Raw genomic sequence first — 20,731 nt, 5'->3', positions numbered from 1 at the left:
AGGCCATCATGACCGTGAAATATAAAACACTCATTACCACCGCCGGGGCGGCAAAACTGGCCGCCGCCACTGCCAGCGGCACAAAAATCACTCTCACGCACATGGCCGTCGGTGACGGTGGCGGCACACTGCCGGTGCCGGATGTCGGCCAGACAAAACTTATTGCTGAGAAATGGCGTGCCGCACTCAATAAAATCAGTGTTGATGCGAAGAATAAAAATTATGTGGTGGCCGAGCTGGTTATCCCGCCGGAGGTGGGCGGATTCTGGCTGCGCGAAATGGGACTGTATGACACCGACGGTACGCTGGTTGCCGTGGCGAATATGGCCGAGAGCTACAAACCGGAGCTGGCCGAAGGCTCGGGACGTGCGCAGACGCTGCGGATGGTGATTATTGTCAGTGCGCTGGAGTCCGTGGAGCTGGTTATCGACACCACTACGGTGATGGCAACCCAGGATTATGTCGACGATAAACTCGCGGAGCATGAACGTTCGCGCAGACACCCGGATGCGACACTGACCGCCAAAGGTCTGACGCAACTGAGCAGCGCCACTGACAGCGACAGCGAGGTGCTTTCCGCCACGCCGAAAGCAGTGAAAGTCGCGTATGACCTGGCTAACGCCAAATACACCGCGCAGGATGCGACCACCGGGCGCAAAGGGATTGTGCAGTTAAACAGCGCGACCGACAGCACCAGTGAGGTGCTGGCTGCCACCCCGAAAGCGGTGAAAGCCGCGTATGACCTGGCTAACGGAAAATACACCGCGCAGGAGGCAACCACCGGGCGCAAAGGGATTGTGCAGTTAAGCAGTGCAACGGACAGCGTCAGTGAGGTGCTGGCGGCCACCCCGAAAGCCGTCAAAGCGGCGAATGATAATGCGCAGTCGCGTCTGCAAAAAGACCAGAACGGCGGGGACATTCCTGACCGGGATTTATTTGTCAAAAACATTGGTGCCGCGCGAAGTGCGGGCAGCATGAATATTGGCGGTGACAGCAATCCGTGGACTACCGCAGAGTTTCTTGCGTGGCTGGAGGACAAAGGCGCATTTGCTCACCCTTACTGGATGGTCAAAGGCTCATGGAGTTACGCCGGGAATAAAATCATCACGGACACCGGCTGCGGCCATATCTGTCTTGCCGGGGCGGTCGTCGAAGTCATGGGGTCAAAGGGGTCGCTGACGCTGCGTATCACCACACCGACCACCACCACCGGTGGAGGGGTCGCCAGCGCGCAGTTTACCTATATTCACCACGGTGATGACTATTCGCCAGGCTGGCGGCGCGATTACAACACCACCAATAAACCCGACATGACTTTCCCGGTCGGCGCACCCATTCCGTGGCCGTCGGATACGCCCCCGGCGGGTTATGCCTTCCTGCACGGTCAGGGTTTTGATAAAGCGGCGTATCCGCAGCTTGCGCAGGTTTACCCGTCAGGCGTGCTGCCTGATTTGCGCGGCATGACCCTCAAAGGAAAGCCCGAAGGTCGCGGCGTCCTGTCTTACGAAGAAGACGGCATTAAGTCACACGCCCACACAGCCAGTGCTGCTGAGACCGATTTAGGCACCAAAGCGGTGAGTCAGTTTGACTACGGCTCTAAGCAGGCCACCAGTTTTGACTATGGCACCAAATCCACCACCGAAGGGGGATGGCATGCGCATAACTTCCGTTATTGCAGCACCTCAGCCTACCGGGACACCCCCGGCACCGGGCTTGGGATGCACGCCTCCAATATTTCGTGGGCCGCCGGGGATCGTATTGACGGCAGCGGCAATCATGCGCACTCGGTCGGCATTGGCGCGCACGATCACTGGGTGGCGATTGGTGCGCACAACCACACGGTCGTGATGGGGGCGCACGGACACGCCATCACCGTGAATGCGACGGGAAATGCCGAGAATACCGTCAAGAATACCGCGATTAATTACATTGTGAGACTTGCCTGATGACATTCATTATGACCAGTAAAAACAGAACGATAACCGTCTATAACCTGCGTGCCGATACCCGTGAATTTATTGGTCAGGGGGATGCACTGATCCCGGCCTTTACCGGATTGCCCGCCCACTGCACGACGGTAAAACCGCCGGAAGCGGCGGCAGGTTTCATCCCGGTCTTCGACAGTGACACACAAAGCTGGCAACTCACCGAAGATCACCGGGGCGAAGTCGTTTACAGCACCACCACCGGCAGGCAGCAGTACATCACCGAGCCGGGTGCGTATCCACCGGAAACCACCCCTGTTGCGCCGGATACGGCCTGGCAGAAATGGGACGGCAGTCAGTGGGTGGTGGATGCACAGGCCGAACACGCCGCGCAGGGCAGGAAAAACGGCCAGATGAAACAGGCCGGGGATGTGATTGCCACCTTGCAGGATGCGGTGGATTTTGAAATGGCGACCGAAGAAGAAACCGCCTCGCTGATGGCCTTGAAAAAATACCGGGTGTTACTGAGCCGGGTCGATCCGGAAATGGCACCGGATATCGTCTGGCCGGAGGCAGCCGTTGCGATCTGATACATACGGAATAGCCCATTCTAATTGGGCTATTATTTCGGATAGTGATAGACGTCCTAGTTGCTTAAAATGATAACCAATAATCATATTAAGCAACCATTCCATAAAATATATCTTAAATATTTACTTGGTTTATGGCTCCTGGTTTGCGAGCATTCCTCTCTCCTCTTCAATTTCTTCAGGCTTGCCGTACTTAATACTAATGTAGTTAGAAACCTTATCTATTTCAGGATAAATAGTAGCAGCCGAAATGCCTATCTTTTCAAGTTGTTCAATTATTTTTCCTTTGAATTCGTTCGCTATGAAAACTCGCTTCTCAGTTCCCGAAGGCAAATATTTTGTCGGTATTTTTGAAGGGGTATGCTTATCGTTAGACATGCCAAATAACAGAAATGCGCCATCCTGTTTTATTATTCTTGCATTATTAAGCTTTGGCTTTACACAAACAACGCAATCGATGGAGTCAAGTGACATTTTATCTTCAAAGTACGATTTTTCTTTTTTTATATCATCCATAAGCCTGGTGAATGCAGGTAGGTTTTTATTTTTGATGCATTCCTTACTGAATTCTTTTGATTGCTTTGAGAGATTGGATAATACGGTTACGGTATCACTATCGTAATATTTTATTTCATTTTTAGGAATTGAAAGGATTTTCACCTCACCAACATTCTTGTCAGTTACAAAATTTTCACATGCAAAATATAGTGCAATAAGAGGATTGCTGGTTAAATCTAAAAGTCGAGTAGGTAATGAGTAGTGTTGCATCTTGACCAATATTTCAAAAGTGGTTGATAACTTTTCGAAATCGGTAGGGCATCTAATTAAAAGCTCCTTATGTATTACATCTTCATTGTTTATCAACTCTCGCTTTCTGTATATGCTAGGTTGCATTTCATATAAATAGCTAGAGTGACCTCTAAAGTAGAAAATATTACCACTTTTAAGATTTATTTTTTCTATTTCACTTAGAAATTCTGTGACGCTATTAATCTGTACGACTTTCTTAGAGTCATCAATAAAACAATTTAATTTTTTTGGTGCGTCTTTAGATCCATTTTTGAAAAATGAATTTATATCAGCCATGAATTCATTGTGTATTTTGTCATTTGGAATGGTTGTGGTAAAAGCAACAATTTTATTCTTTGAGTTATAAATACACAGCCGTTCCTTCCCTCGCGCTTTATGTTTTTTGATATTGTTCGTGTCACTGGCAATATCATAAAGTACAGGTAGCACCTTAAGTAAGGACTCCAATGATTCGTGTTGAAAACTTCTAAGCAACCTGCGATCTGTAAACTTAACCTCGAAGTAATATTTCCCGGTAAGGGTGATGCCGTAACCTACTTCTGCCATGATCTTCTTATCCAATTGAATGTATTATTATATATTAAAATACCAGTAAGTTATGTCAATAGTTTAGGTAAGGTAGCCTACTAGAAAAAGGGGGGGAGGTCTAAATTTTTGTCAAAGGTAAGGCGTTAAAATATTGGCTATGCGATTAGATTCAAATTTAGTGCATGTTGTATCAAGCCACAGCCAACTTTATTAAATAGTGGAATCCTTTACCACCATAGACAATACACTCACCCATAACCCACGGAGTTAACCGGATGAGTGATTACCACCACGGCGTGCAGGTTGTTGAAATCAACGACGGCACGCGTGTTATTTCCACGGTCTCCACCGCAATTATCGGCATGGTGTGTACCGCCAGCGATGCCGATGCGGCGACCTTTCCCCTGAATGAACCCGTTTTAATTACTAACGTGCAGGCCGCCATCGGCAAGGCCGGAAAGAGTGGCACCCTGGCCGCCTCCTTGCAGGCCATTGCCGACCAGTGCAAACCCGTCACCGTTGTGGTGCGCGTGGCCGAAGGTGTCGACGACGATGAGGAAGTGGCGCACGCGCTGACGGTCTCCAACATCATCGGCGGCACCGATGCGACCGGTAAATACACCGGCATTAAAGCGCTGCTCACCGCCGAAGCGGTGACGGGTGTGAAACCACGCATTCTCGGCGTGCCGGGGCTGGATTCGCAGGAAGTGGCGGTCGCACTCGCCTCGGTGTGTGTCAGCCTGCGTGCCTTTGGTTATGTGAGCGCGTGGGGCTGTAAAACGATTTCCGATGCCATCAAGTACCGCGACAATTTCAGCCAGCGTGAGCTGATGGTTATCTGGCCGGACTTTATTGCCTGGGATGCGGTGGAAAATGCCAGTGCTCCGGCGTATGCCACGGCGCGCGCCCTCGGCCTGCGTGCGTATATCGACCAGACCGTCGGCTGGCATAAAACTTTGTCCAACGTCGGCGTGCAGGGTGTCACCGGCATCAGCGCATCCGTGTTCTGGGATTTACAGGCACCCGGCACCGATGCTGACCTGCTCAATGAGGCAGGTGTCACGACGCTTATTCGCAAGGATGGTTTCCGTTTCTGGGGTAACCGCACCTGTTCTGATGATCCGTTATTCCTGTTTGAAAACTACACCCGCACCGCGCAGGTGATTGCCGACACCATGGCCGAGGGGCATATGTGGGCGGTGGATAAGCCGATTACCCCGGTGCTTATCCGCGACATTGTTGACGGTATCAAGGCCAAATTCCGCGAGCTGAAAACCGCCGGTTATATCGTGGATGCGGACTGCTGGTTTGATGAAACCGCCAACGATAAAGAATCGCTGAAAGCCGGGAAGCTCTATCTCGATTACGACTACACGCCGGTGCCGCCACTGGAAAACCTCACCCTGCGTCAGCGCATCACCGATAAATATCTGGTGAACCTGATTGCCTCGGTTAACGGATAAGGAGCCAGAAACATGGCAATGCCCCGCAAGCTCAAGTCATTAAACCTGTTTAACGACGGCCTCAGTTACATGGGTGTGGCGTCCTCCGTCACGCTGCCCAAACTCACCCGCAAACTGGAAGCGTGGCGCGGTGCCGGGATGAACGGTGCCGCGCATGTGGATTTTGGTCTCGACGATGATGCGCTCACCCTTGAATGGACGCTCGGCGGCTTCCCGGACGAGGCACTCTGGGCGCAGTACGCGCTGCCGGGTGCCTCCAGTGTGCCGCTGCGTTTTGCAGGCTCCTACCAGCGCGACGACACGGAAGATGAAACCGCTGTCGAGGTGGTGGTGCGTGGCCGTCATAAAGAATTTGACGGCGGCGACAGCAAACAGGGTGAAGACACCGAGACCAAAATCACCACCGTTTGCACCTACTACAAGCTGACGATGAACGGCAAAGAGCTGATTGAAATCGACACCATCAACATGATTGAGAAGGTGAACGGCGTCGATCGTCTTGAGCAGCGCCGCCGCAATATCGGCCTGTCTTAATGCACTTCCCGGTCAGGCTGGCTGGCCGGTTAACCCTTGATTAATTCCCGGAGAAAAACCTCATGAGCAACGCAAAAAAATACAAAAACACCTCTGATAACCCGAACATTGTGACCCTGGTGAAGCCGATTAAACGCGGCGAAATGGTGATTGAAACCATCACGCTGATTAAGCCGACGGCGGGTACCCTGCGCGGGGTGAGCCTGGCTGATGTTGCCAGCTCGGATGTGAACGCGCTGATTAAAGTGCTGCCGCGCATGACCTATCCGGGCCTGACCGAGTCGGATGTCGTCGCCATGGAGCTGCCGGACATGATGACGCTGGCTGCGAAGGTGATCGGTTTTTTGGCTCCGGCTTCGGCGGTCTAAGTTTCCCGCCAGGTTTATCGGTTGACGACCTGATGGCGGATATCGCGGTGATTTTCCACTGGCCGCCGTCAGAACTCTACGCCCTGAGCCTGAGCGACCTCATCAGCTGGCGCGAGATGGCGCTGAAACGGAGCGGAAATTCTCATGAGCAATAACGTCAGAATCGAAGTGCTGTTAAAAGCCGTTGACCAGGCGACGCGCCCGTTTAAACACATCCAGACGGCGAGCAAAACGCTGTCGGGGGATATCCGCAACACGCAGAAATCCCTCAAAGAGTTAAACGGCCAGGCATCGCGTATTGAGGGTTTTCGCAAAACCAGCGCGCAGCTTGCGGTCACGGGTCAGTCACTGAATAAAGCGAAGAATGATGCCGAAGCGCTGGCGATGCAGTTTCATAACACCGAGCGCCCGACGCGCGAGCAGTCAAAAGCGCTGGCCGCGGCAAAATCGGCCGCAGATGGGTTGCAGACGAAATTTAACAGCCTGACCGAGTCGGTTAAGCGCCAGCAGCGTGAACTCGGCCTGGCCGGGATTAACACCCGCAACCTTACTGCTGACGAGCTGCGTTTAAAGGGACGCATCAGCGAAACCACCAACCAGCTTAACCGGCAGAAGCTGGCGCTCGAGCAGGTCAGCGCGAAACAGGCCAAACTCAACGCGGTCAAAAACCGTTATCAGGCGGGTAAGGAGCTGGCCGGAACGGCTGGCGCGGTGGGTGCCGCCGGTGTCGGCATGGCAACGGCGGGCGTGGCGGCGGGCGTCGGTATCCTCAAACCCGGCTATGACTTCGCGCAGAAAAATTCGGAGTTGCAGGCGGTACTCGGGGTGGAAAAAACCTCACCGGAAATGGAAGCCCTGCGCAAACAGGCACGCCAGCTCGGGGACAACACCGCCGCCTCAGCCGATGACGCTGCCGGGGCGCAGATTATTATTGCCAAATCAGGCGGGGACGCTGCCGCTATTCAGGCCGCAACGCCGGTCACGCTGAATATGGCGCTTGCCAACCAACGCACCATGGAAGAAAACGCCGCGCTGTTGATGGGGATGCGCTCGGCCTTCCAGCTCTCCAACGATAAGGTCGCGCACATCGGCGATGTACTCTCAAGCACGATGAACAAAACCGCCGCCGACTTTAACGGGCTGAGCGACGCACTGACCTATGTTGCGCCCGTGGCAAAAAATGCCGGTATCAGTATCGAGGAAACCGCCGCCATGGCCGGTGCCCTGCATGACGCCAAAATCACCGGCTCGATGGCTGGTACCGGCAGTCGCGCGGTTATCAGCCGGTTGCAGGCACCGGTCGGTCAGGCCAAAACCGCATTGGGTGAACTGGGGGTAAAAAATACGGATGCCAAAGGCAACATGCGTCCGCTGTTTACCCTCCTTAAAGAAATGCAGACCAGCTTTACCCGCAACAAACTCGGCACCGCGCAGCAGGCCGAGTACATGAAAGTCATCTTTGGTGAGGAAGCCAGCTCCGCAGCCGCCGTGCTGATGACCGATGCCATGACCGGCAAACTCGACAAACTCACCGCCACCTTCAAAGCCTCGGACGGGAAAACCGCCGAACTGGTGAAGGTGATGCAGGACAACCTCGGCGGCGACTTTAAAGAATTTCAGTCGGCGTATGAGGCGGTCGGCACCGACCTGTTTGACCAGCAGGAATCATCACTCCGTAAGTTGACGCAGACCACCATCAAATATGTGCTGAAACTCGACCACTGGATTGTGCAGAACAAAGGACTCGCACAAACGCTGCTCAAGGTCGGCGGTGTCGCACTGGCGGTGATTGGTATGGTCGGCGCAATAGGTCTGGTGGCGTGGCCGGTGATTGCCGGTATCAATGGCATTATTGCCGCCGCCGGTCTGCTCTGGACGGCATTTACCGTGGCAGGCAGTGCCATCATCACGGTGCTCGGGGCGCTCTCCTGGCCGATAGTTGCGGTCGGGGCGGCGGTTGTCGCGGGTGTGATACTCATCCGCAAATACTGGGAGCCGCTGGGCGCATTTTTCTCCGGTGTGGTCGAGGGACTGAAAGCCGCCTTTGCGCCGGTGACTGAGATGTTCGCGCCACTGGCTCCGCTCTTTGAGGTGATTGGGCAGAAGGTGCAACGGGTCTGGCAGTGGTTTAAAGAGCTTATCGCCCCGGTGAAAGCCAGCAAGGACACACTCGACAGCTGCAAAGAATCTGGCGTGGCGTTTGGTCAGGCACTGGCCGGTGCTTTCCGGCTGGCCATGACACCGTTTACCGCCCTGCGTGACGGTATCGAGTGGGTACTCGACAAGCTCGGCATCATCAACAAGGAATCCGGGCAACTGGGTGAAAAGGCGGAGAAGGTCAATGCGTACGCTAACGGTGCCGGTGGGAGTTATTCCCCGTCCGGTGACGTTCTGAGCGGCGGTTATGGCAGTTATCAGCCGGTGACGGCAAACGCGGGAAAAAGCTACACCGACCAGAGCCGCAACGAGTATCACATTGCCATCGGTGGCGGGGTGCAGAACGGCACCGAACTTGACCGCCAGCTCCGTGACAGCCTGGAAAAATACGAGCGTGAAAAGCGAGCTAAACAACGCGCCAGCATGATGCACGACTAAGGAGGCATAACCATGATGCTTGTACTCGGCATGTTTGTTTTTCAGTTGCAGACACTGCCTTATCAGAGCCTGCAACGCGATGTGGATTACCGCTGGCCGTCAAACAGTCGCGTCGGTCAGCGACCGGCGATGCAGTTTCTCGGCGTCAATGAGGAAAAGATTGCCCTGAGTGGAAGCCTGTTACCGGAAATCACCGGCGGCAGATTGTCACTGCTGGCACTCAATCTGATGGCGGATGAGGGGCGCGCCTGGCCGTTGCTCGATGGCAGCGGCACCATTTACGGCATGTTTGTGATTAATTCGGTGAGCGAGACCTACACCGAGTTTTTTGCCGATGGCTCGGCGCGCAAAATTGATTTTACCGTCAACCTCACACGCGTGGATGAGTCGCTGACGGCGATGTTTGGCGACATCCAGAAACAGGCCGACAGCCTGGTCGGGAGCTTGCCGGGCAAAATCGGAGGGTTATTCTGATGCTGACCGGAATGACACTCGATGCGGGCGCGACCATGGCACCGGCGTTTATGCTCACCCTGAATAATCAGGACATCACCCGCAATATCAGCGACCGGCTGATTAGCCTCAGTCTGTCGGATAACCGGGGCTTTGAGGCTGACCAGCTCGATATCGAACTCGATGACAGCGACGGCCTGATTGAGCTGCCGGTGCGCGGCGCGGTGCTCTCACTTTTCCTAGGCTGGCAGGGTTCGGCATTACTCGGCAAAGGGCAGTTTACGGTCGATGAAATTGAGCACCGGGGCGCACCGGACACGCTGACCATCCGGGCGCGCAGTGCGGATTTTCGCGGTACGCTCAACTCCCGCCGCGAGGCGTCATATCATCACACCACACTTGGGGAAGTGCTGAACACCATTGCCAGCCGCAACAAGCTGACCGTCAGTGTTGCTCCGCAATTTGCGACAATTGCCATCCCGCATATCGACCAGACGCAGGAGTCCGACGCGAAATTCCTCACCCGCCTGGCAGAACGCAACGGGGCAGAGGTCTCGGTTAAGGCAGGGAAACTGCTGTTCATCAAAGCCGGTGCCGGTGTCACGGCCAGTGGCAAACCTATTCCACAGATGACCATCGAGCGTAAAGATGGCGACCGTCATCAGTTTGCGATTGCCGACCGGGGTGCTTATACCGGCGTGACGGTGAAATGGCTGCACACGAAGGAGCCAAAAGAGCAAAAGCAGCAGGTCAAACTCAAGCGTAAGGCAAAGCCGCAGCACCTGCGCGCGCTGCAACATCCGAAGGCAAAGCCGGTAAAAGCAAAGAAAGCACCAAAGGAAAAGGAAGCACGCGAGGGTGAGTACATGGTCGGTGAGGAAGATAATGTGTTTGCCCTGACCACCATTTACGCCAGCAAAGCGCAGGCGATGCGTGCGGCTCAGGCGAAATGGGACAAGTTACAACGCGGTGTGGCGGAGTTTTCCATCAGCCTTGCTATGGGACGCGCAGATCTCTACCCGGAAACACCGGTCAGAGTGTCAGGCTTTAAGCGCGTCATAGACGAGCAGGCGTGGACAATTACAAAGGTGATGCACTCGCTCAGTAATAGCGGCTTCACGACTTCGCTTGAGCTGGAGGTGAGATTAAACGATGTGAGTTACGAATCTGAATAAGTTAAATTTGCAAACAATAACTTGCAAATGCGATCTGTGAGTTTATCATTCCCTCAATGATGAGCGAGAGGGGAAATAAATCATGATGCATTGCCCGTTATGCCAGGACGCGGCCCACGCGCGATCCAGCAGATATTTGAGCATAGAAACCAAAGAACGTTATCACCAGTGCCAGAATATCAACTGTGGATGCACTTTTGTCACCCATGAATCGCTTGCTCGATACATCGTTAAGCCTGGCGAAGTTGAACCAGCACCGCCCCACCCTAATCGCTATAAACAGCAACAGCTCTGGATGTAGAAAAAGCCTGCGAAAGCAGGTTTTTTTATGCCTGCGCTTCATCTGAGATAACAAAGATACTCTTTTAAGTAAGCAATTGAATGTATGAGTTTGCAAAATCAAACATTGAATACTGTTTAAATATACAGTATTTTTCAATCATTTGATTTAGCAGGATTCTCACATGACCGTACGAAAGCAAGCCGATGGACAATGGCTTTGCGATGTTTATATCGATGGGCGCGGCAGTAAGCGTGTTCGCAAGAAATTCGCCACTAAAGGTGAGGCGCTTGCCTATGAAAGTTATCAACTAGAACAGGCGAAGCAAAAGCCCTGGATGGCAGAGAAGGATGACCGTCGACATCTAAGTGAGCTAATCGAGCTATGGTACAAGTTACATGGTTGCTCTCTTAGTGATAAGAAAGGTCGCCTGGGTAAACTGCATATCATCTGTAATGGCCTGGGCGATCCCGTCGCCTCACAAATTACAGCTAAAGATTGGGCACATTACCGGGATAGGCGACTCACCGGCCAGATTGCTAACGGTTATAAAACCAGTGAAAAATCACTCAAGGTTTCCATCGGAACGGTGAACTGTGAACATGCTTTTCTTCGTGCAGTGTTTAATGAATTAACCCGACTTGGTGAGGTTAACTACCCTAACCCACTCAAGAATATTCGTGAGTTTGATGAGCCTGAAAAAGAAATGTCCTGGCTTACTGACGATGAAGTGAAAAGATTGATGGGTGCGTGTCGTGGGCATGGAAATCCTGAATTAACCCTGATTGTAAAAATCTGCCTTTCCACCGGAGCACGCTGGAGTGAAGCGGCAAATCTTAAGAAATCTCAACTCTCACCTAATAAGATTACTTTCGTAAACACGAAGGGCAAAAAGAACCGAACAGTTCCAATATCTGATGAGTTATATAAAGAACTCATCAACCGTGACGGTAAGCCTTTTGAGCAATGCTATCGCCAGTTTTATCGCGTAATAAAAATTGCCGAACTTCAATTACCAGAAGGCCAAATGAGTCATGTACTTAGGCATACATTTGCAAGTCATTTTATGATGGGAGGTGGGAATATTATTGTCCTGCAAAGAATTTTGGGGCATTCTGATATTCGAGTTACGATGCGTTATGCCCATTTTGCACCTGATCATCTTGAGGATGCACTTATATTAAACCCGCTCAGTAAGCTTGGCGGGGCGTCCACAAAGTGACTACAGAGCATCATATTGGGTGTAATGGAGTGCAACAGGATGTGCGGTAAGTTACTGAATTTATTATAAGTCTCTGATTTTAATCAGCGAATAAAAAAAGACCGAATACGATTCCTGTTTTCTTTCCTTTCTGTTTTTTAAGTTTAATATCAGTAAGTTACCCGCAAATTCACCCGCCTTTCCACTCATCAATACTTACTATTGTGTTCTTTGATGATCAAACACTTGCTAACTTTTTCGGATGCTCGACGGGATTTCTTCGGGACAAATAATGATCTTTGCCGCAATTTGTTAAATGTTAACATTGTTGCATGCCCCACCCTAGACACCCTTCATACGAAACTATTTTTCAGATGGTTGGGATATCATCCATCCTTGTTGATAAAATGATATTTACTACCTTTCCGATAACAACTGCATCATCGAGTGCTTCACCCTCTATTGCTTCGCCATCTGCCGTAATGAATGCGGAGCCGTACAATTTCGCGAATTGCGTGCTTCCACAGAACTGTATCAGCATTGTATCGCCCTGCTTTGGTTTAGAGGATTTACTGAGAAGAATGAACCCTTCATCATTCGTAACCAGAACAGTATCACCTGGCGTGACGCCGAGCATATCGTTGAGGTCTAATGGCTTACTGACGTAATCGGCCGCTGGGGATGGGAAGCCCATGATTAAAGCCCTCCATTTGGGTTGTAAAGCATAAAGGTGCGAGATTCCCCTTCCTGGGTAGATACATCCTTAAATGTCGTAACATAGAATTCGATCCACTGATTGGCTTCTCTCTGACTCCAGTACCAATTCACCTTCCCCAGCTCTCGAACAAAGTCGGTGGTCATCACCGTCCGCCGACCATTTTGTTCTAACTTTATTGCTTTGCGAAATGCCGATTCGATATCAGATTTACGAGGCATCGTTTTACCCTCCCTTAAATACTGTATATGCAACCAGTATAAATTTATTGAAAAGGAGGTCAAGCGTGCCAGGCAATCTGATCGACGCTAAAATTTCGAGAGTCGGGAAAGGTCTTTATTGATGAAGGGATTACGGGTTGTGTAAATTTTCAGAAATGAGGTTTCTATCAAAGGTTCCTATGCCGATGGCTTTTCCGGCCAATCAATCACCGGAGCCGTGGAAGTGTCGACCGCCTCCAGCGCATCAAGATAATCCAGGCAAAGACCATACTGTGCCAATTCATCTCCTTTCAGGCGTCCAATCGCTGCTTTACCAGGCCACTGCTTCCTGTTCATGAAGTCATTTGCCTCACCAATGAGTTGCTGCTTTTTCGATTCTGATTGAGCAAGTGCTTCTTCGTGTGTTGGTGGTGGAGCATCCACCCAAATCGGGAACCCTTCAGCATCAGTACCTAATGTTTTACCTTCTGGATAAACATAAAACTGGTTACGGACGGATTCATCTACCTCCACCCCTGCGTCGGGCCAACTACCGGCTTGTTCATACAATGCTCTTTCGATGTAGGGATAAAATGCACCTTTTGAATATAAATATTTGTTCATTATTATTCTCCGATAACCAGCCACATGGCAGATACTGCTGCGCTTGCTCTTAATGTAATGCTGCTCAATCCAGCTACGCAGTTAACATCAACGAGCGTTCCTGAGTTTGCCGTGTAGTTACCTGTTGCATACCATGTGCGCACAGCGTTGGGAAAAGTGATTGGCAACCCTAAGACGTTATCCTGCCCCGCCATCATGCTCGCTACGCCATATTGAATGATTTTAGTGACCAGTCCGGAGGGTGTACTCACTGGAATTTTAAGATAATTCAGCGAATATCCTGGACCGCTAGCGAAATTGCCACCAAGTAAACCAAGGTATGTGAGAACAGCAGCAATATCGGTCTTCCCGATAATGTCCCGGCCAACCTGCGTTAAATCGGTTAACGCCGCTGTATCCGCTCCGTTGAAGTACGGGAGCTTATTAGCCCCCCCCACAAGCGCGGCCAGCGCAGTTAGCGTGGCATCCAGGGGCTGGATATTTGCGGGAACCGCTGACCATTTCGCACCCGGAGGAGTGGTCGTGTTGGCATCTTCAAGGGACTGGTAATTTACACCATCCAGTGAAATCAATGCACCTTTGCCGTAAGAAAATGGAGAGCCGCCATTATCTGCACTAGTTATAAATGGCGCCACCCCTGAAATTTGAATTTCATGAATGGCTTTCGTAATTATATTAAATAGCCAATTCATTTTATCGCGTTCAATTCTTTTCGCGGAGGGGTCTGTAGCGGGGTCAAGAGAATATGCCTGACCATATCCTTGCGTCATATTAACGCCGCCGCCCGAATCTGTTTCGGGAACAGCTGTTTTATCCCCTGAATCGGCGAAGGGGACTTTTATCAGTGAGGTCATTATTAACTCCCAAATTGTGAATTAGGTTGGTCGAAGTTTAAGCTATACTCAGCGAATCCAAATGCATCCCTTGGCTTGACTAAGTGAGTAAATTTCACCCCTGACGGGCGTGGGATTAAATCGAAATCTTGAAGTAAACGCATCATGATATCTGGCAAGATGACCTGATAGACGATGGTGATCGTCATATCATGACCATCAAGAGCGTACACATCCTTACCGAATACGTCATGAAGTGCATGATTAATAGACGGCATTGAGCCATCTGATGTGATTTGCCACCATCGCATTCTTAGTAACTGCCGTTTCTGCTCTATCGAAAGACGGTTAACGGTGTCGGTATCTGTGGCAAAATTGCTGCGCCCGAAATTGAGTCCAAAGCCGCCAAACCCAAATGCAGGGTAATTATCAGGGCTTGCTAATGATTCTGTGTATAAAGGAAGGTCAAGGATGATTGCCCATATATTCAAACCAAAGTCATTGGCAGTAAATAAATTAAATACATTCCTTTCCCAATCCGCCCAGAATCTTTCATGGTTATTCGAATACCAGTTTTGTTTTAGTGTAAGAATATTTTTAAGATTTGGTGCTGAGTCATATTCCCATTTAACCACCTTGAGAATATCCATACTGAAATCAAACTTTTGAATATTCATGTTGTCACCACAAGAATATCATCAACCTGAATGGTTGCCTTTTCATTCAATCCGATTTCAATATCATCTTTTGACCATGTTGGGGCGACAGCTTTTAGCGAAATCTCTACACTCTTGATGAATATTTGTGGTGATGCAGTATTCGCAGCCGCTGACAATTCAAACGGTGAAACATCGACGCCAAGAACAAACCCCTCCTCTCCATTCTCAAGTTGGCCAGAGGCGTACTTTATAATGGTGTCTTTTATCAACGATGCTGGATCGCCTGTGCCGATCCCCTTGGCTACTACAGTAAATTTCACCATCACTGGTTTCGCAGTCGGCCTGTCGAATTTGACTTTACTACTTTGACCAGACCAGCGATCTGTAATCGTAACTTCTACAGCACCATTCCAGTTTGTTCCGCCAGTTTTAGAGCGATATAACGCTTCGGCAACGATCGAATCCTCGCCTCCATCTACACATGCCCACACTGAGTGCCCAATTAAACTTATTTTGTCTATTGTCTTGGTTGTAGCTTCTACATTCTCCCTGAATGACAGAGACTTAACGCCATTCACTGCGCGTACATTTGAAAATACAGCTTCAGAGATTGACCGCCCTTGTATCGCCAGTGTCTGGGTGCGCTCCTTTCGGGCAGAGAGGTCGGATTGTTCTTCAGCACCGAGCGTTCCTGCAACCGGGTTATCTGACGTTTCCCACCCTACCGAGGTATAACCAGACACTGGTGCTGTCAGGGAGTGGGCGGGGCATGGGACAGGGCCAGATTCAAGCGCCTGGAAAATACCGGTCCCGCTACCTGTGTTACTCAGGGTAACGGTAGATAGCAGTTCGAAAAGATTTCCATTCGAGGATCGGCGTGAGCCAGATGGAATAACCACACCTGGAATACCAGTCAACAAAACTCCATCAACAAGCGTGTAAGCCGCCTCGCGGCGCTTTCCTCCGGTTAAAGCCCAGATATCATCAAGGAAGACACCACCCGAATAGTTGGGGTTTATTTGATTTGCCACCGCTGCATTGTTTGCGGCCATCTCGGAGCGCACAGCAACGTCACTGGCAATTATCATCCCTTGAGGCGTATCAGGTGTTACGTCAAGATCATCTCCAAACGCAGATTTCCATTCATTTTCTGTATCGGTGAGTATTTGCGATGTATCAGGGACAATAAGACCCTGCGGTGAAAGATAGTTATAGGCTGCCACTCGCGCTCTCCGTCCCGTAAATAGTTTTTATTTCTGCCGTGTATTTGAGTTCATCTCCAACAAGCCGGAAACTGATATTTCCAACCGCAGTCACGCCAGGCGCTGTGAGATAGACTTTCCGAAGATACATGTCGTACAGGCTCATATCTGGTGAGGAACCCAGAGCAATATCAAAGAATGGTATGCCGCGTGATTGTGCGTAAGGGAGTTCCGTTAGCCGGGTTCTTGCAACATGCTCGCAGGTTTGTAATGTCGCCATCAGTCCAGTGAATAACTCCAGATTTCCATCTGGCCCGAGGTAGATGTCATTTTTGTCATTGGTCGCTAACGTCTTCATACAACCGGCCCCCCTGATGTATCCGAACCGCTCTGTACTCCTGACTGTCGGTGAGTCTTCAGTGTGATATCACCGGCTTTAAAATCAGGGGCTTCAATTACTTTGTTTGATACCACGCTGCTCTCAGTGATAGATACGACTGCGCTACCTACCGTCAGCTTGATACTCCCAGGCTTAATTGCTACTGATGTTGTGCCATCCAACGTCTGGAGCGTGGCTGCATCACCATCCTTTACAACAAAGCCTTTCATCACGTCTGGAATGAATACTCCATCTTCAAAACAATGAAGCCGGGCTGTATTGCCCGGCTCCGCTTCGTAGCTTTGAAGAAATAGCGACATGTCCCTGTCACTGGCTTTTATCCACCCAAGGTCTCCAGGACTAATCGGGAATGTAAGGCACATGCCACCGCCCCCGATAGTTAAAGCTGGAACCTCAGCCGGGGCCATGAGAGGGTTTAACGATCCATTGGTCATGGTAACTTTATAGAGAATTTCTATTTGCGCCCGATTTGCCGCCCTGTCATAGGACACAATGCGCGCTGGTAGCATATCGTCGACATTCAGCAGGAATTTGCGAAGCACCAGATCCATTGCTCCGGTAAGGTCTTCACCCTGCCCCGGCTTACGACTTGGGCTTGGCTGATTTGGCATCTGTTTTCTTCTGTGCCTCTCGCTGTTCTGAAATGGATTTGATGTTGTCGTTGTTGCAGGAAAGGTCGAGGTACCAGTCATTTTCATGAGTGGCCAGACTGGCTGCCCAGTTATAGATAACGTACTGACCGTTAGCCGCCTTGTTCACTTCAGACTGGATTTCAATTTGCTGACCAAGCTTGATAGTTGGGTCGAACAACACGCGCACCTTAATGCCTTTGTCATCCAGTATTGGCGGTCCAATCATGCCAGTGGAAACAGATATGACGCGCACCTCGCCGCGAGTACCTTTCCCAAAGTCTTTCACGATCAGGAAATCATCATCAATAAAGCAATCGACATCACCAACCTGCTCAAGTTTCTTAATCTGTTGAGCAGTTGAGCCGTTGTAGACATAGTTGGCTATCGTCTTGTCCTTAGCCTCAAACCTCAGATTAAGTTCATAATCTGAGGCAACATGCTTGCAGAGTTCAGATAGCTGCGTGGTTTTAGGAGAGGAACGAGACGACCACTTGTACTTAGCTCCGTTCTGCGTCAATGCCTTCATTGTCAGACGGCGATCTGGTGGCATGCTTGGCTCGGCAAGTGTCACATCACCAGTATAAATATTCTCTACCCCGGTAGACTCGCGGCCCGCCATCACAGTAATCAGCTTTGGCTTCTGGCTCGGATTCCATGGGGATGTTTCAGTGACAAGGTAATCAATGGTTTCAAGGAGCAGGTTATCGATTGTTATCTGACAGGAGTTTTGTTTGCTGTCTGAAGACTTCACAATTTTTACCGTTCCCGCGGCACCGTTATAAAATTGCATCTGCCCGTTAATCTCAATGCCAATATTCAATACCCGGTCATCAAGCATTATCGATCTCCTCATTCGTCATCCAGACGAACACATTTGAACCCTCAAACTCCGTGTAATACGGGAGCGCGTCATTGTTAGTGAGAATAAAAAAATTACCACTATTGAGATATCGCGACGGAATAACTGGAGCGCCAGCCACTGCCCGCCGATTACTCACAATAGTTTCGCCGTCACGAACAACAGTTACAGCCATGATGCCATTGCACTCTTTCAGTGATAGCTCATAGAGTGAATTTTCAAGCACAACGGAAAACGACTGGCGAGGGAACTGTTTGAGCGGGATAACCTTCATCAGAACCACCCTTTAATATCTTTCAATATTGATGTCGACTTACTCTTCGTTGACTCTGTTGCCTCAGATGTCCGCTTTTGGCCCTGCTTAACGGTATCAGCATCGGGTTTCGCAGTTCCTCCCGTTTTGGCTGATTTGCTCGAAACCGAAACCTCTTTAGCAGGCATTGTCTCTACTGAAGAGGTGAACCACTTAACCTCTTTTAGCGTTAGCGTTACCGCGACTACATCACCAAGATCCGGAGCTTCATCGTGCGGCATGTCAGTGATAACCATATTCGCGAATGATGAGGCCCTGGTTTGAACAATAAGCGACGCACTACTGACATATGCCTGTTCGATATCTTTATAGACAGTTCCGTAAGCGTCGCCGGGAATAAACATTGTGAGCTGAGCAACGTTGGGTTTGATGATTTTGAAGTCAGCAATTTTGTTACCTGTCTCCAGGGGATGCTCACATAAATCTGATGAGCGATTCATAGCGGCGCGCATCGAGCGAGCCAGGCTAAACAGCTGCGCGCCATTCTCATCTGTAATACGAACCACATCGACGGCCAAGGAAGATGCGTACAGGCCATATGACGACACAGCTCCTGATGCCGTGTTCATCAAGTCGGAGAAGGAAGACATTAGTGACTCACTCCGTTGTCATACTGATTAGTCATCTGCTGAACGCTATCACTCATGCCATCGCTTACAGCAGTACGAATCTGTTGCGGATCACCAGAACCGGTTGTGATATTCACGTTTTCTATTTTCTGAGTGTTCTGTACGCTTGTTTGCCTGCTGTTTGATATAGCCGCTGGATTGTTTGGAATTGATGGTGTGGCCGCTGCGTTATTTAAAACATGATTAGCTGCACTGGCGCTTGCAGAACCGGAAACCAAGGGATTGTCACCCGGCACCATCATATTTTTTCCACCTGGAGAATTTTCAACGTCTTCGCTTCCCACGCTGGCCTGTCCAGCTGGCTTGCTCGTTGGTTCTTCTTTGTCGCTGCCTTTGACGAGATTAATCCCCTTCTTCACGAAGTCAGGTAATGAGTCATAAGCTGCATTGGCGGCATCAGAAACTGAGTTGGAAATATAACTACCAAATTGAGAAAAAAGACCCTTTATCCACGCCAGCAACTCACTGAATATTGCTTTCGTATCAGTAGAGAGCTTGTCCCAAACTTTGGTTATCGCATCAAGTAACGCGTTTGCGGCTGATTCACCATCGCTTACCAACGTGTCCCAGTTCTGCTTTAACTCAGCAACCAGGTTGTCCATGAATTGAGATGGGTCAGTAAAGAGAACCTTTAGCGCTTCCCAAAGTGCCAGGATACTTGCTTTAGCATCTTCTAAAACAGCGCCAAGCGCTGGGAACCGCTGCACCAGATCACCGATGACAGATTCGCCACCGTTGAAGTAATTCCATAAATCATCGACAACCAGTCCTAGCGCCACAGCAGCAGCAATAAAAGGAATGAATGGCGCCATTGCAGCCCATGCAGCCGTAGCCATGCTCCACAAGGAGGTGGTGAGCATTGGGATCGCCACCGTTGCAAGCGCACCAAAAAAACCAATAAGGAAACCTTTATGCTCGCGTCCCCATTTAATTACATCTTTTGTCACATCAATTATGAGTTCAAGCGCAGGAACCGCAGCCATAGAAAGCACATCGGCAAAGCGAGAAAAAATTGTTGATAGTTCATTCTGAGCTAACTTAAATCGCTTTAACTGCTCAACATCTTTTTCGTTGAGAACGCCTAGGGCTTTTTGCAATTCTATTTGACGCTCAAGCTCTTTCTGACCTTTCAACATCGCTGATATCACGGCATTATCAGTAATGCCAAGTTGCTTTATTTGGAAAGTGGCCTGCTGCTTATCCATCTTTTCCATACTGCCGGAAAGCTCTAAAAGAGCCTGGTCAGCAGATTTAATATTACCTTCTGTATCCTTCAAGCTAATGCCAAAGGTTTTAAATGATTCGGCTTTACCTGATTTTGCGTCAGCCGCTGCTTCCCCTAGCGCTTCGTTCAAGTCAATCATTGAATCCCGGAATCCATCAGCGTCAACGCCAAGGTTCTGGAAGGTACGAGACAGTGCATCGTATTGCCCAATATCAACACCGACGGTCTCGGCATCGCGCACTCGATTAAGCATGTCTTCGGTGTGTTCAAGAACAGCATTCAGTGATAGCCCGGCCCCTGCAATCCCTAAAGCACCGATCGCGACCTCTTTAAAGCTTGCAGCAGTTATACCGGCTTTTTCTCCAACGCCAGTAAACATATCTAACATCGCTTTTTTAGCGTCTTTTGAACCATCCTCAACATCATCAAGTGCTGTTCCAGCCTCGTGAATTCCTTTCAGGGCGTTCTTATTATCGGTTTCAAGCAGGAAAACAAATGAGTCGAGAACGCCCATAATA

Annotated in this window: 24 protein-coding genes; 11 read left to right on the top strand and 13 right to left on the bottom strand. The window is 50.1% G+C overall.

Annotated elements, in window-relative coordinates:
• Positions 1–8 precede the first annotated feature (8 nt).
• Both DY231_RS10015 and DY231_RS10010 read left to right on the top strand, forming a co-directional pair.
• Entirely contained in the window at positions 9–1,946 is a 1,938-nt protein-coding gene (locus tag DY231_RS10015; protein ID WP_115628227.1) for a phage tail protein, read from the top strand.
• Positions 1,946–2,515 carry a tail fiber assembly protein gene (locus tag DY231_RS10010; RefSeq protein ID WP_115628226.1) on the top strand — a complete coding sequence of 190 codons (570 nt, stop codon included), beginning with the start codon at positions 1,946–1,948 and terminating at the stop codon, positions 2,513–2,515. Before DY231_RS10015 ends, DY231_RS10010 begins: the two co-directional genes overlap by 1 nt.
• A 132-nt stretch (positions 2,516–2,647) precedes the next feature.
• Here DY231_RS10010 and DY231_RS10005 read toward each other — a convergent pair whose 3' ends face one another.
• The gene (locus tag DY231_RS10005; protein ID WP_115628225.1) at positions 2,648–3,871 is read right to left on the bottom strand and encodes an FRG domain-containing protein; all 1,224 of its coding nucleotides are present in this window, start codon (positions 3,869–3,871) and stop codon (positions 2,648–2,650) included.
• A gap of 257 nt (positions 3,872–4,128) precedes the next feature.
• On the opposite strand from DY231_RS10005, the gene DY231_RS10000 reads away from it, so the two are divergent.
• The 9 genes from DY231_RS10000 (at position 4,129) to DY231_RS09960 (ending at position 11,943) form a co-directional block, all read left to right on the top strand.
• The gene (locus DY231_RS10000) at positions 4,129–5,316 is read left to right on the top strand and encodes a phage tail sheath protein (RefSeq protein ID WP_115628224.1); all 1,188 of its coding nucleotides are present in this window, start codon (positions 4,129–4,131) and stop codon (positions 5,314–5,316) included.
• Between the two features lie 12 nt (positions 5,317–5,328).
• Positions 5,329–5,850: a phage major tail tube protein gene (locus DY231_RS09995; RefSeq protein ID WP_115628223.1), complete on the top strand. Its 522-nt coding sequence runs from the start codon at positions 5,329–5,331 to the stop codon at positions 5,848–5,850.
• Between the two features lie 62 nt (positions 5,851–5,912).
• Positions 5,913–6,218, top strand: a complete 306-nt coding sequence (locus DY231_RS09990; RefSeq protein ID WP_115628222.1) for a phage tail assembly protein — start codon at positions 5,913–5,915, stop codon at positions 6,216–6,218.
• Between the two features lie 32 nt (positions 6,219–6,250).
• Positions 6,251–6,373 carry a GpE family phage tail protein gene (locus DY231_RS09985; protein ID WP_115628221.1) on the top strand — a complete coding sequence of 41 codons (123 nt, stop codon included), beginning with the start codon at positions 6,251–6,253 and terminating at the stop codon, positions 6,371–6,373.
• Positions 6,363–8,813 carry a phage tail tape measure protein gene (locus DY231_RS09980; RefSeq protein WP_115628220.1) on the top strand — a complete coding sequence of 817 codons (2,451 nt, stop codon included), beginning with the start codon at positions 6,363–6,365 and terminating at the stop codon, positions 8,811–8,813. The genes DY231_RS09985 and DY231_RS09980 overlap by 11 nt, the downstream gene beginning before the upstream one ends.
• Before the next feature lie 12 nt (positions 8,814–8,825).
• The gene (locus tag DY231_RS09975) at positions 8,826–9,287 is read left to right on the top strand and encodes a phage tail protein (RefSeq protein WP_115628219.1); all 462 of its coding nucleotides are present in this window, start codon (positions 8,826–8,828) and stop codon (positions 9,285–9,287) included.
• Positions 9,287–10,441, top strand: coding sequence for a phage late control D family protein (locus DY231_RS09970; RefSeq protein WP_115628218.1), 1,155 nt, complete (start codon positions 9,287–9,289; stop codon positions 10,439–10,441). Before DY231_RS09975 ends, DY231_RS09970 begins: the two co-directional genes overlap by 1 nt.
• An 82-nt stretch (positions 10,442–10,523) precedes the next feature.
• A complete protein-coding gene (locus DY231_RS09965; protein ID WP_074388636.1) occupies positions 10,524–10,742 on the top strand; it encodes a DNA-binding transcriptional regulator in 219 nt (72 codons plus the stop codon).
• A gap of 163 nt (positions 10,743–10,905) precedes the next feature.
• A complete protein-coding gene (locus DY231_RS09960; RefSeq protein ID WP_115628217.1) occupies positions 10,906–11,943 on the top strand; it encodes a phage integrase in 1,038 nt (345 codons plus the stop codon).
• A 349-nt stretch (positions 11,944–12,292) separates the two neighbouring features.
• On the opposite strand, the gene DY231_RS09955 is transcribed toward DY231_RS09960, so the two are convergent.
• The 12 genes from DY231_RS09955 to DY231_RS09900 form a co-directional block, all read right to left on the bottom strand.
• Positions 12,293–12,616, bottom strand: coding sequence for a S24/S26 family peptidase (locus tag DY231_RS09955; RefSeq protein WP_115628216.1), 324 nt, complete (start codon positions 12,614–12,616; stop codon positions 12,293–12,295).
• Positions 12,617–12,618: 2 nt separating this feature from the next.
• Positions 12,619–12,858, bottom strand: coding sequence for a DNA polymerase V (locus DY231_RS09950; protein WP_115628215.1), 240 nt, complete (start codon positions 12,856–12,858; stop codon positions 12,619–12,621).
• Positions 12,859–13,035: 177 nt separating this feature from the next.
• Complete coding sequence (locus DY231_RS09945) at positions 13,036–13,461, bottom strand: tail fiber assembly protein (protein WP_115628214.1); 426 nt, start codon at positions 13,459–13,461, stop codon at positions 13,036–13,038.
• 2 nt (positions 13,462–13,463) lie between these two features.
• On the bottom strand, positions 13,464–14,315 hold the full coding sequence (locus DY231_RS25390) for a gp53-like domain-containing protein (RefSeq protein WP_256682656.1): 852 nt from the start codon (positions 14,313–14,315) through the stop codon (positions 13,464–13,466).
• A gap of 2 nt (positions 14,316–14,317) precedes the next feature.
• Positions 14,318–14,971, bottom strand: a complete 654-nt coding sequence (locus tag DY231_RS09935) for a baseplate wedge 1 family protein (RefSeq protein WP_115628213.1) — start codon at positions 14,969–14,971, stop codon at positions 14,318–14,320.
• Positions 14,968–16,176: a baseplate J/gp47 family protein gene (locus tag DY231_RS09930; protein ID WP_115628212.1), complete on the bottom strand. Its 1,209-nt coding sequence runs from the start codon at positions 16,174–16,176 to the stop codon at positions 14,968–14,970. Before DY231_RS09930 ends, DY231_RS09935 begins: the two co-directional genes overlap by 4 nt.
• Positions 16,163–16,513, bottom strand: a complete 351-nt coding sequence (locus DY231_RS09925; protein ID WP_115628211.1) for a contractile injection system sheath initiator — start codon at positions 16,511–16,513, stop codon at positions 16,163–16,165. Before DY231_RS09925 ends, DY231_RS09930 begins: the two co-directional genes overlap by 14 nt.
• Complete coding sequence (locus DY231_RS09920; protein ID WP_115628210.1) at positions 16,510–17,166, bottom strand: Gp138 family membrane-puncturing spike protein; 657 nt, start codon at positions 17,164–17,166, stop codon at positions 16,510–16,512. The genes DY231_RS09925 and DY231_RS09920 overlap by 4 nt, the downstream gene beginning before the upstream one ends.
• Positions 17,138–18,025, bottom strand: a complete 888-nt coding sequence (locus DY231_RS09915; protein WP_115628209.1) for a baseplate hub protein — start codon at positions 18,023–18,025, stop codon at positions 17,138–17,140. Before DY231_RS09915 ends, DY231_RS09920 begins: the two co-directional genes overlap by 29 nt.
• On the bottom strand, positions 18,018–18,320 hold the full coding sequence (locus tag DY231_RS09910) for a phage baseplate plug family protein (RefSeq protein WP_115628208.1): 303 nt from the start codon (positions 18,318–18,320) through the stop codon (positions 18,018–18,020). The genes DY231_RS09915 and DY231_RS09910 overlap by 8 nt, the downstream gene beginning before the upstream one ends.
• Entirely contained in the window at positions 18,320–18,949 is a 630-nt protein-coding gene (locus DY231_RS09905; protein WP_115628207.1) for a phage baseplate protein, read from the bottom strand. Before DY231_RS09905 ends, DY231_RS09910 begins: the two co-directional genes overlap by 1 nt.
• Positions 18,949–20,727: a phage tail tape measure protein gene (locus tag DY231_RS09900; RefSeq protein ID WP_115628206.1), complete on the bottom strand. Its 1,779-nt coding sequence runs from the start codon at positions 20,725–20,727 to the stop codon at positions 18,949–18,951. Before DY231_RS09900 ends, DY231_RS09905 begins: the two co-directional genes overlap by 1 nt.
• Positions 20,728–20,731 lie beyond the last annotated feature (4 nt).

The sequence above is a fragment of the Buttiauxella agrestis genome (genome assembly GCF_900446255.1).
In the GTDB taxonomy this organism is placed as follows: Bacteria; Pseudomonadota; Gammaproteobacteria; order Enterobacterales; family Enterobacteriaceae; genus Buttiauxella; species Buttiauxella agrestis.
Note: the sequence above shows the minus strand (reverse complement) of the source record. Positions and strands in the feature narration are given on the sequence as shown.

Coding starts and splice junctions, on each gene's coding strand:
- DY231_RS09920 (WP_115628210.1), bottom strand. CDS start 17,166: ATGCCAAATCAGCCAAGCCCAAGTCGTAAGCCGGGGCAGGGTGAAGAC.
- DY231_RS09905 (WP_115628207.1), bottom strand. CDS start 18,949: ATGTCTTCCTTCTCCGACTTGATGAACACGGCATCAGGAGCTGTGTCG.
- DY231_RS09990 (WP_115628222.1), top strand. CDS start 5,913: ATGAGCAACGCAAAAAAATACAAAAACACCTCTGATAACCCGAACATT.
- DY231_RS09900 (WP_115628206.1), bottom strand. CDS start 20,727: ATGGGCGTTCTCGACTCATTTGTTTTCCTGCTTGAAACCGATAATAAG.
- DY231_RS09980 (WP_115628220.1), top strand. CDS start 6,363: ATGAGCAATAACGTCAGAATCGAAGTGCTGTTAAAAGCCGTTGACCAG.
- DY231_RS09965 (WP_074388636.1), top strand. CDS start 10,524: ATGATGCATTGCCCGTTATGCCAGGACGCGGCCCACGCGCGATCCAGC.
- DY231_RS09915 (WP_115628209.1), bottom strand. CDS start 18,025: ATGCTTGATGACCGGGTATTGAATATTGGCATTGAGATTAACGGGCAG.
- DY231_RS25390 (WP_256682656.1), bottom strand. CDS start 14,315: ATGACCTCACTGATAAAAGTCCCCTTCGCCGATTCAGGGGATAAAACA.
- DY231_RS09985 (WP_115628221.1), top strand. CDS start 6,251: ATGGCGGATATCGCGGTGATTTTCCACTGGCCGCCGTCAGAACTCTAC.
- DY231_RS10015 (WP_115628227.1), top strand. CDS start 9: ATGACCGTGAAATATAAAACACTCATTACCACCGCCGGGGCGGCAAAA.
- DY231_RS09975 (WP_115628219.1), top strand. CDS start 8,826: ATGATGCTTGTACTCGGCATGTTTGTTTTTCAGTTGCAGACACTGCCT.
- DY231_RS09960 (WP_115628217.1), top strand. CDS start 10,906: ATGACCGTACGAAAGCAAGCCGATGGACAATGGCTTTGCGATGTTTAT.
- DY231_RS09935 (WP_115628213.1), bottom strand. CDS start 14,971: ATGAATATTCAAAAGTTTGATTTCAGTATGGATATTCTCAAGGTGGTT.
- DY231_RS09950 (WP_115628215.1), bottom strand. CDS start 12,858: ATGCCTCGTAAATCTGATATCGAATCGGCATTTCGCAAAGCAATAAAG.
- DY231_RS09970 (WP_115628218.1), top strand. CDS start 9,287: ATGCTGACCGGAATGACACTCGATGCGGGCGCGACCATGGCACCGGCG.
- DY231_RS10010 (WP_115628226.1), top strand. CDS start 1,946: ATGACATTCATTATGACCAGTAAAAACAGAACGATAACCGTCTATAAC.
- DY231_RS09945 (WP_115628214.1), bottom strand. CDS start 13,461: ATGAACAAATATTTATATTCAAAAGGTGCATTTTATCCCTACATCGAA.
- DY231_RS09925 (WP_115628211.1), bottom strand. CDS start 16,513: ATGAAGACGTTAGCGACCAATGACAAAAATGACATCTACCTCGGGCCA.
- DY231_RS09910 (WP_115628208.1), bottom strand. CDS start 18,320: ATGAAGGTTATCCCGCTCAAACAGTTCCCTCGCCAGTCGTTTTCCGTT.
- DY231_RS09955 (WP_115628216.1), bottom strand. CDS start 12,616: ATGGGCTTCCCATCCCCAGCGGCCGATTACGTCAGTAAGCCATTAGAC.
- DY231_RS10000 (WP_115628224.1), top strand. CDS start 4,129: ATGAGTGATTACCACCACGGCGTGCAGGTTGTTGAAATCAACGACGGC.
- DY231_RS09995 (WP_115628223.1), top strand. CDS start 5,329: ATGGCAATGCCCCGCAAGCTCAAGTCATTAAACCTGTTTAACGACGGC.
- DY231_RS10005 (WP_115628225.1), bottom strand. CDS start 3,871: ATGGCAGAAGTAGGTTACGGCATCACCCTTACCGGGAAATATTACTTC.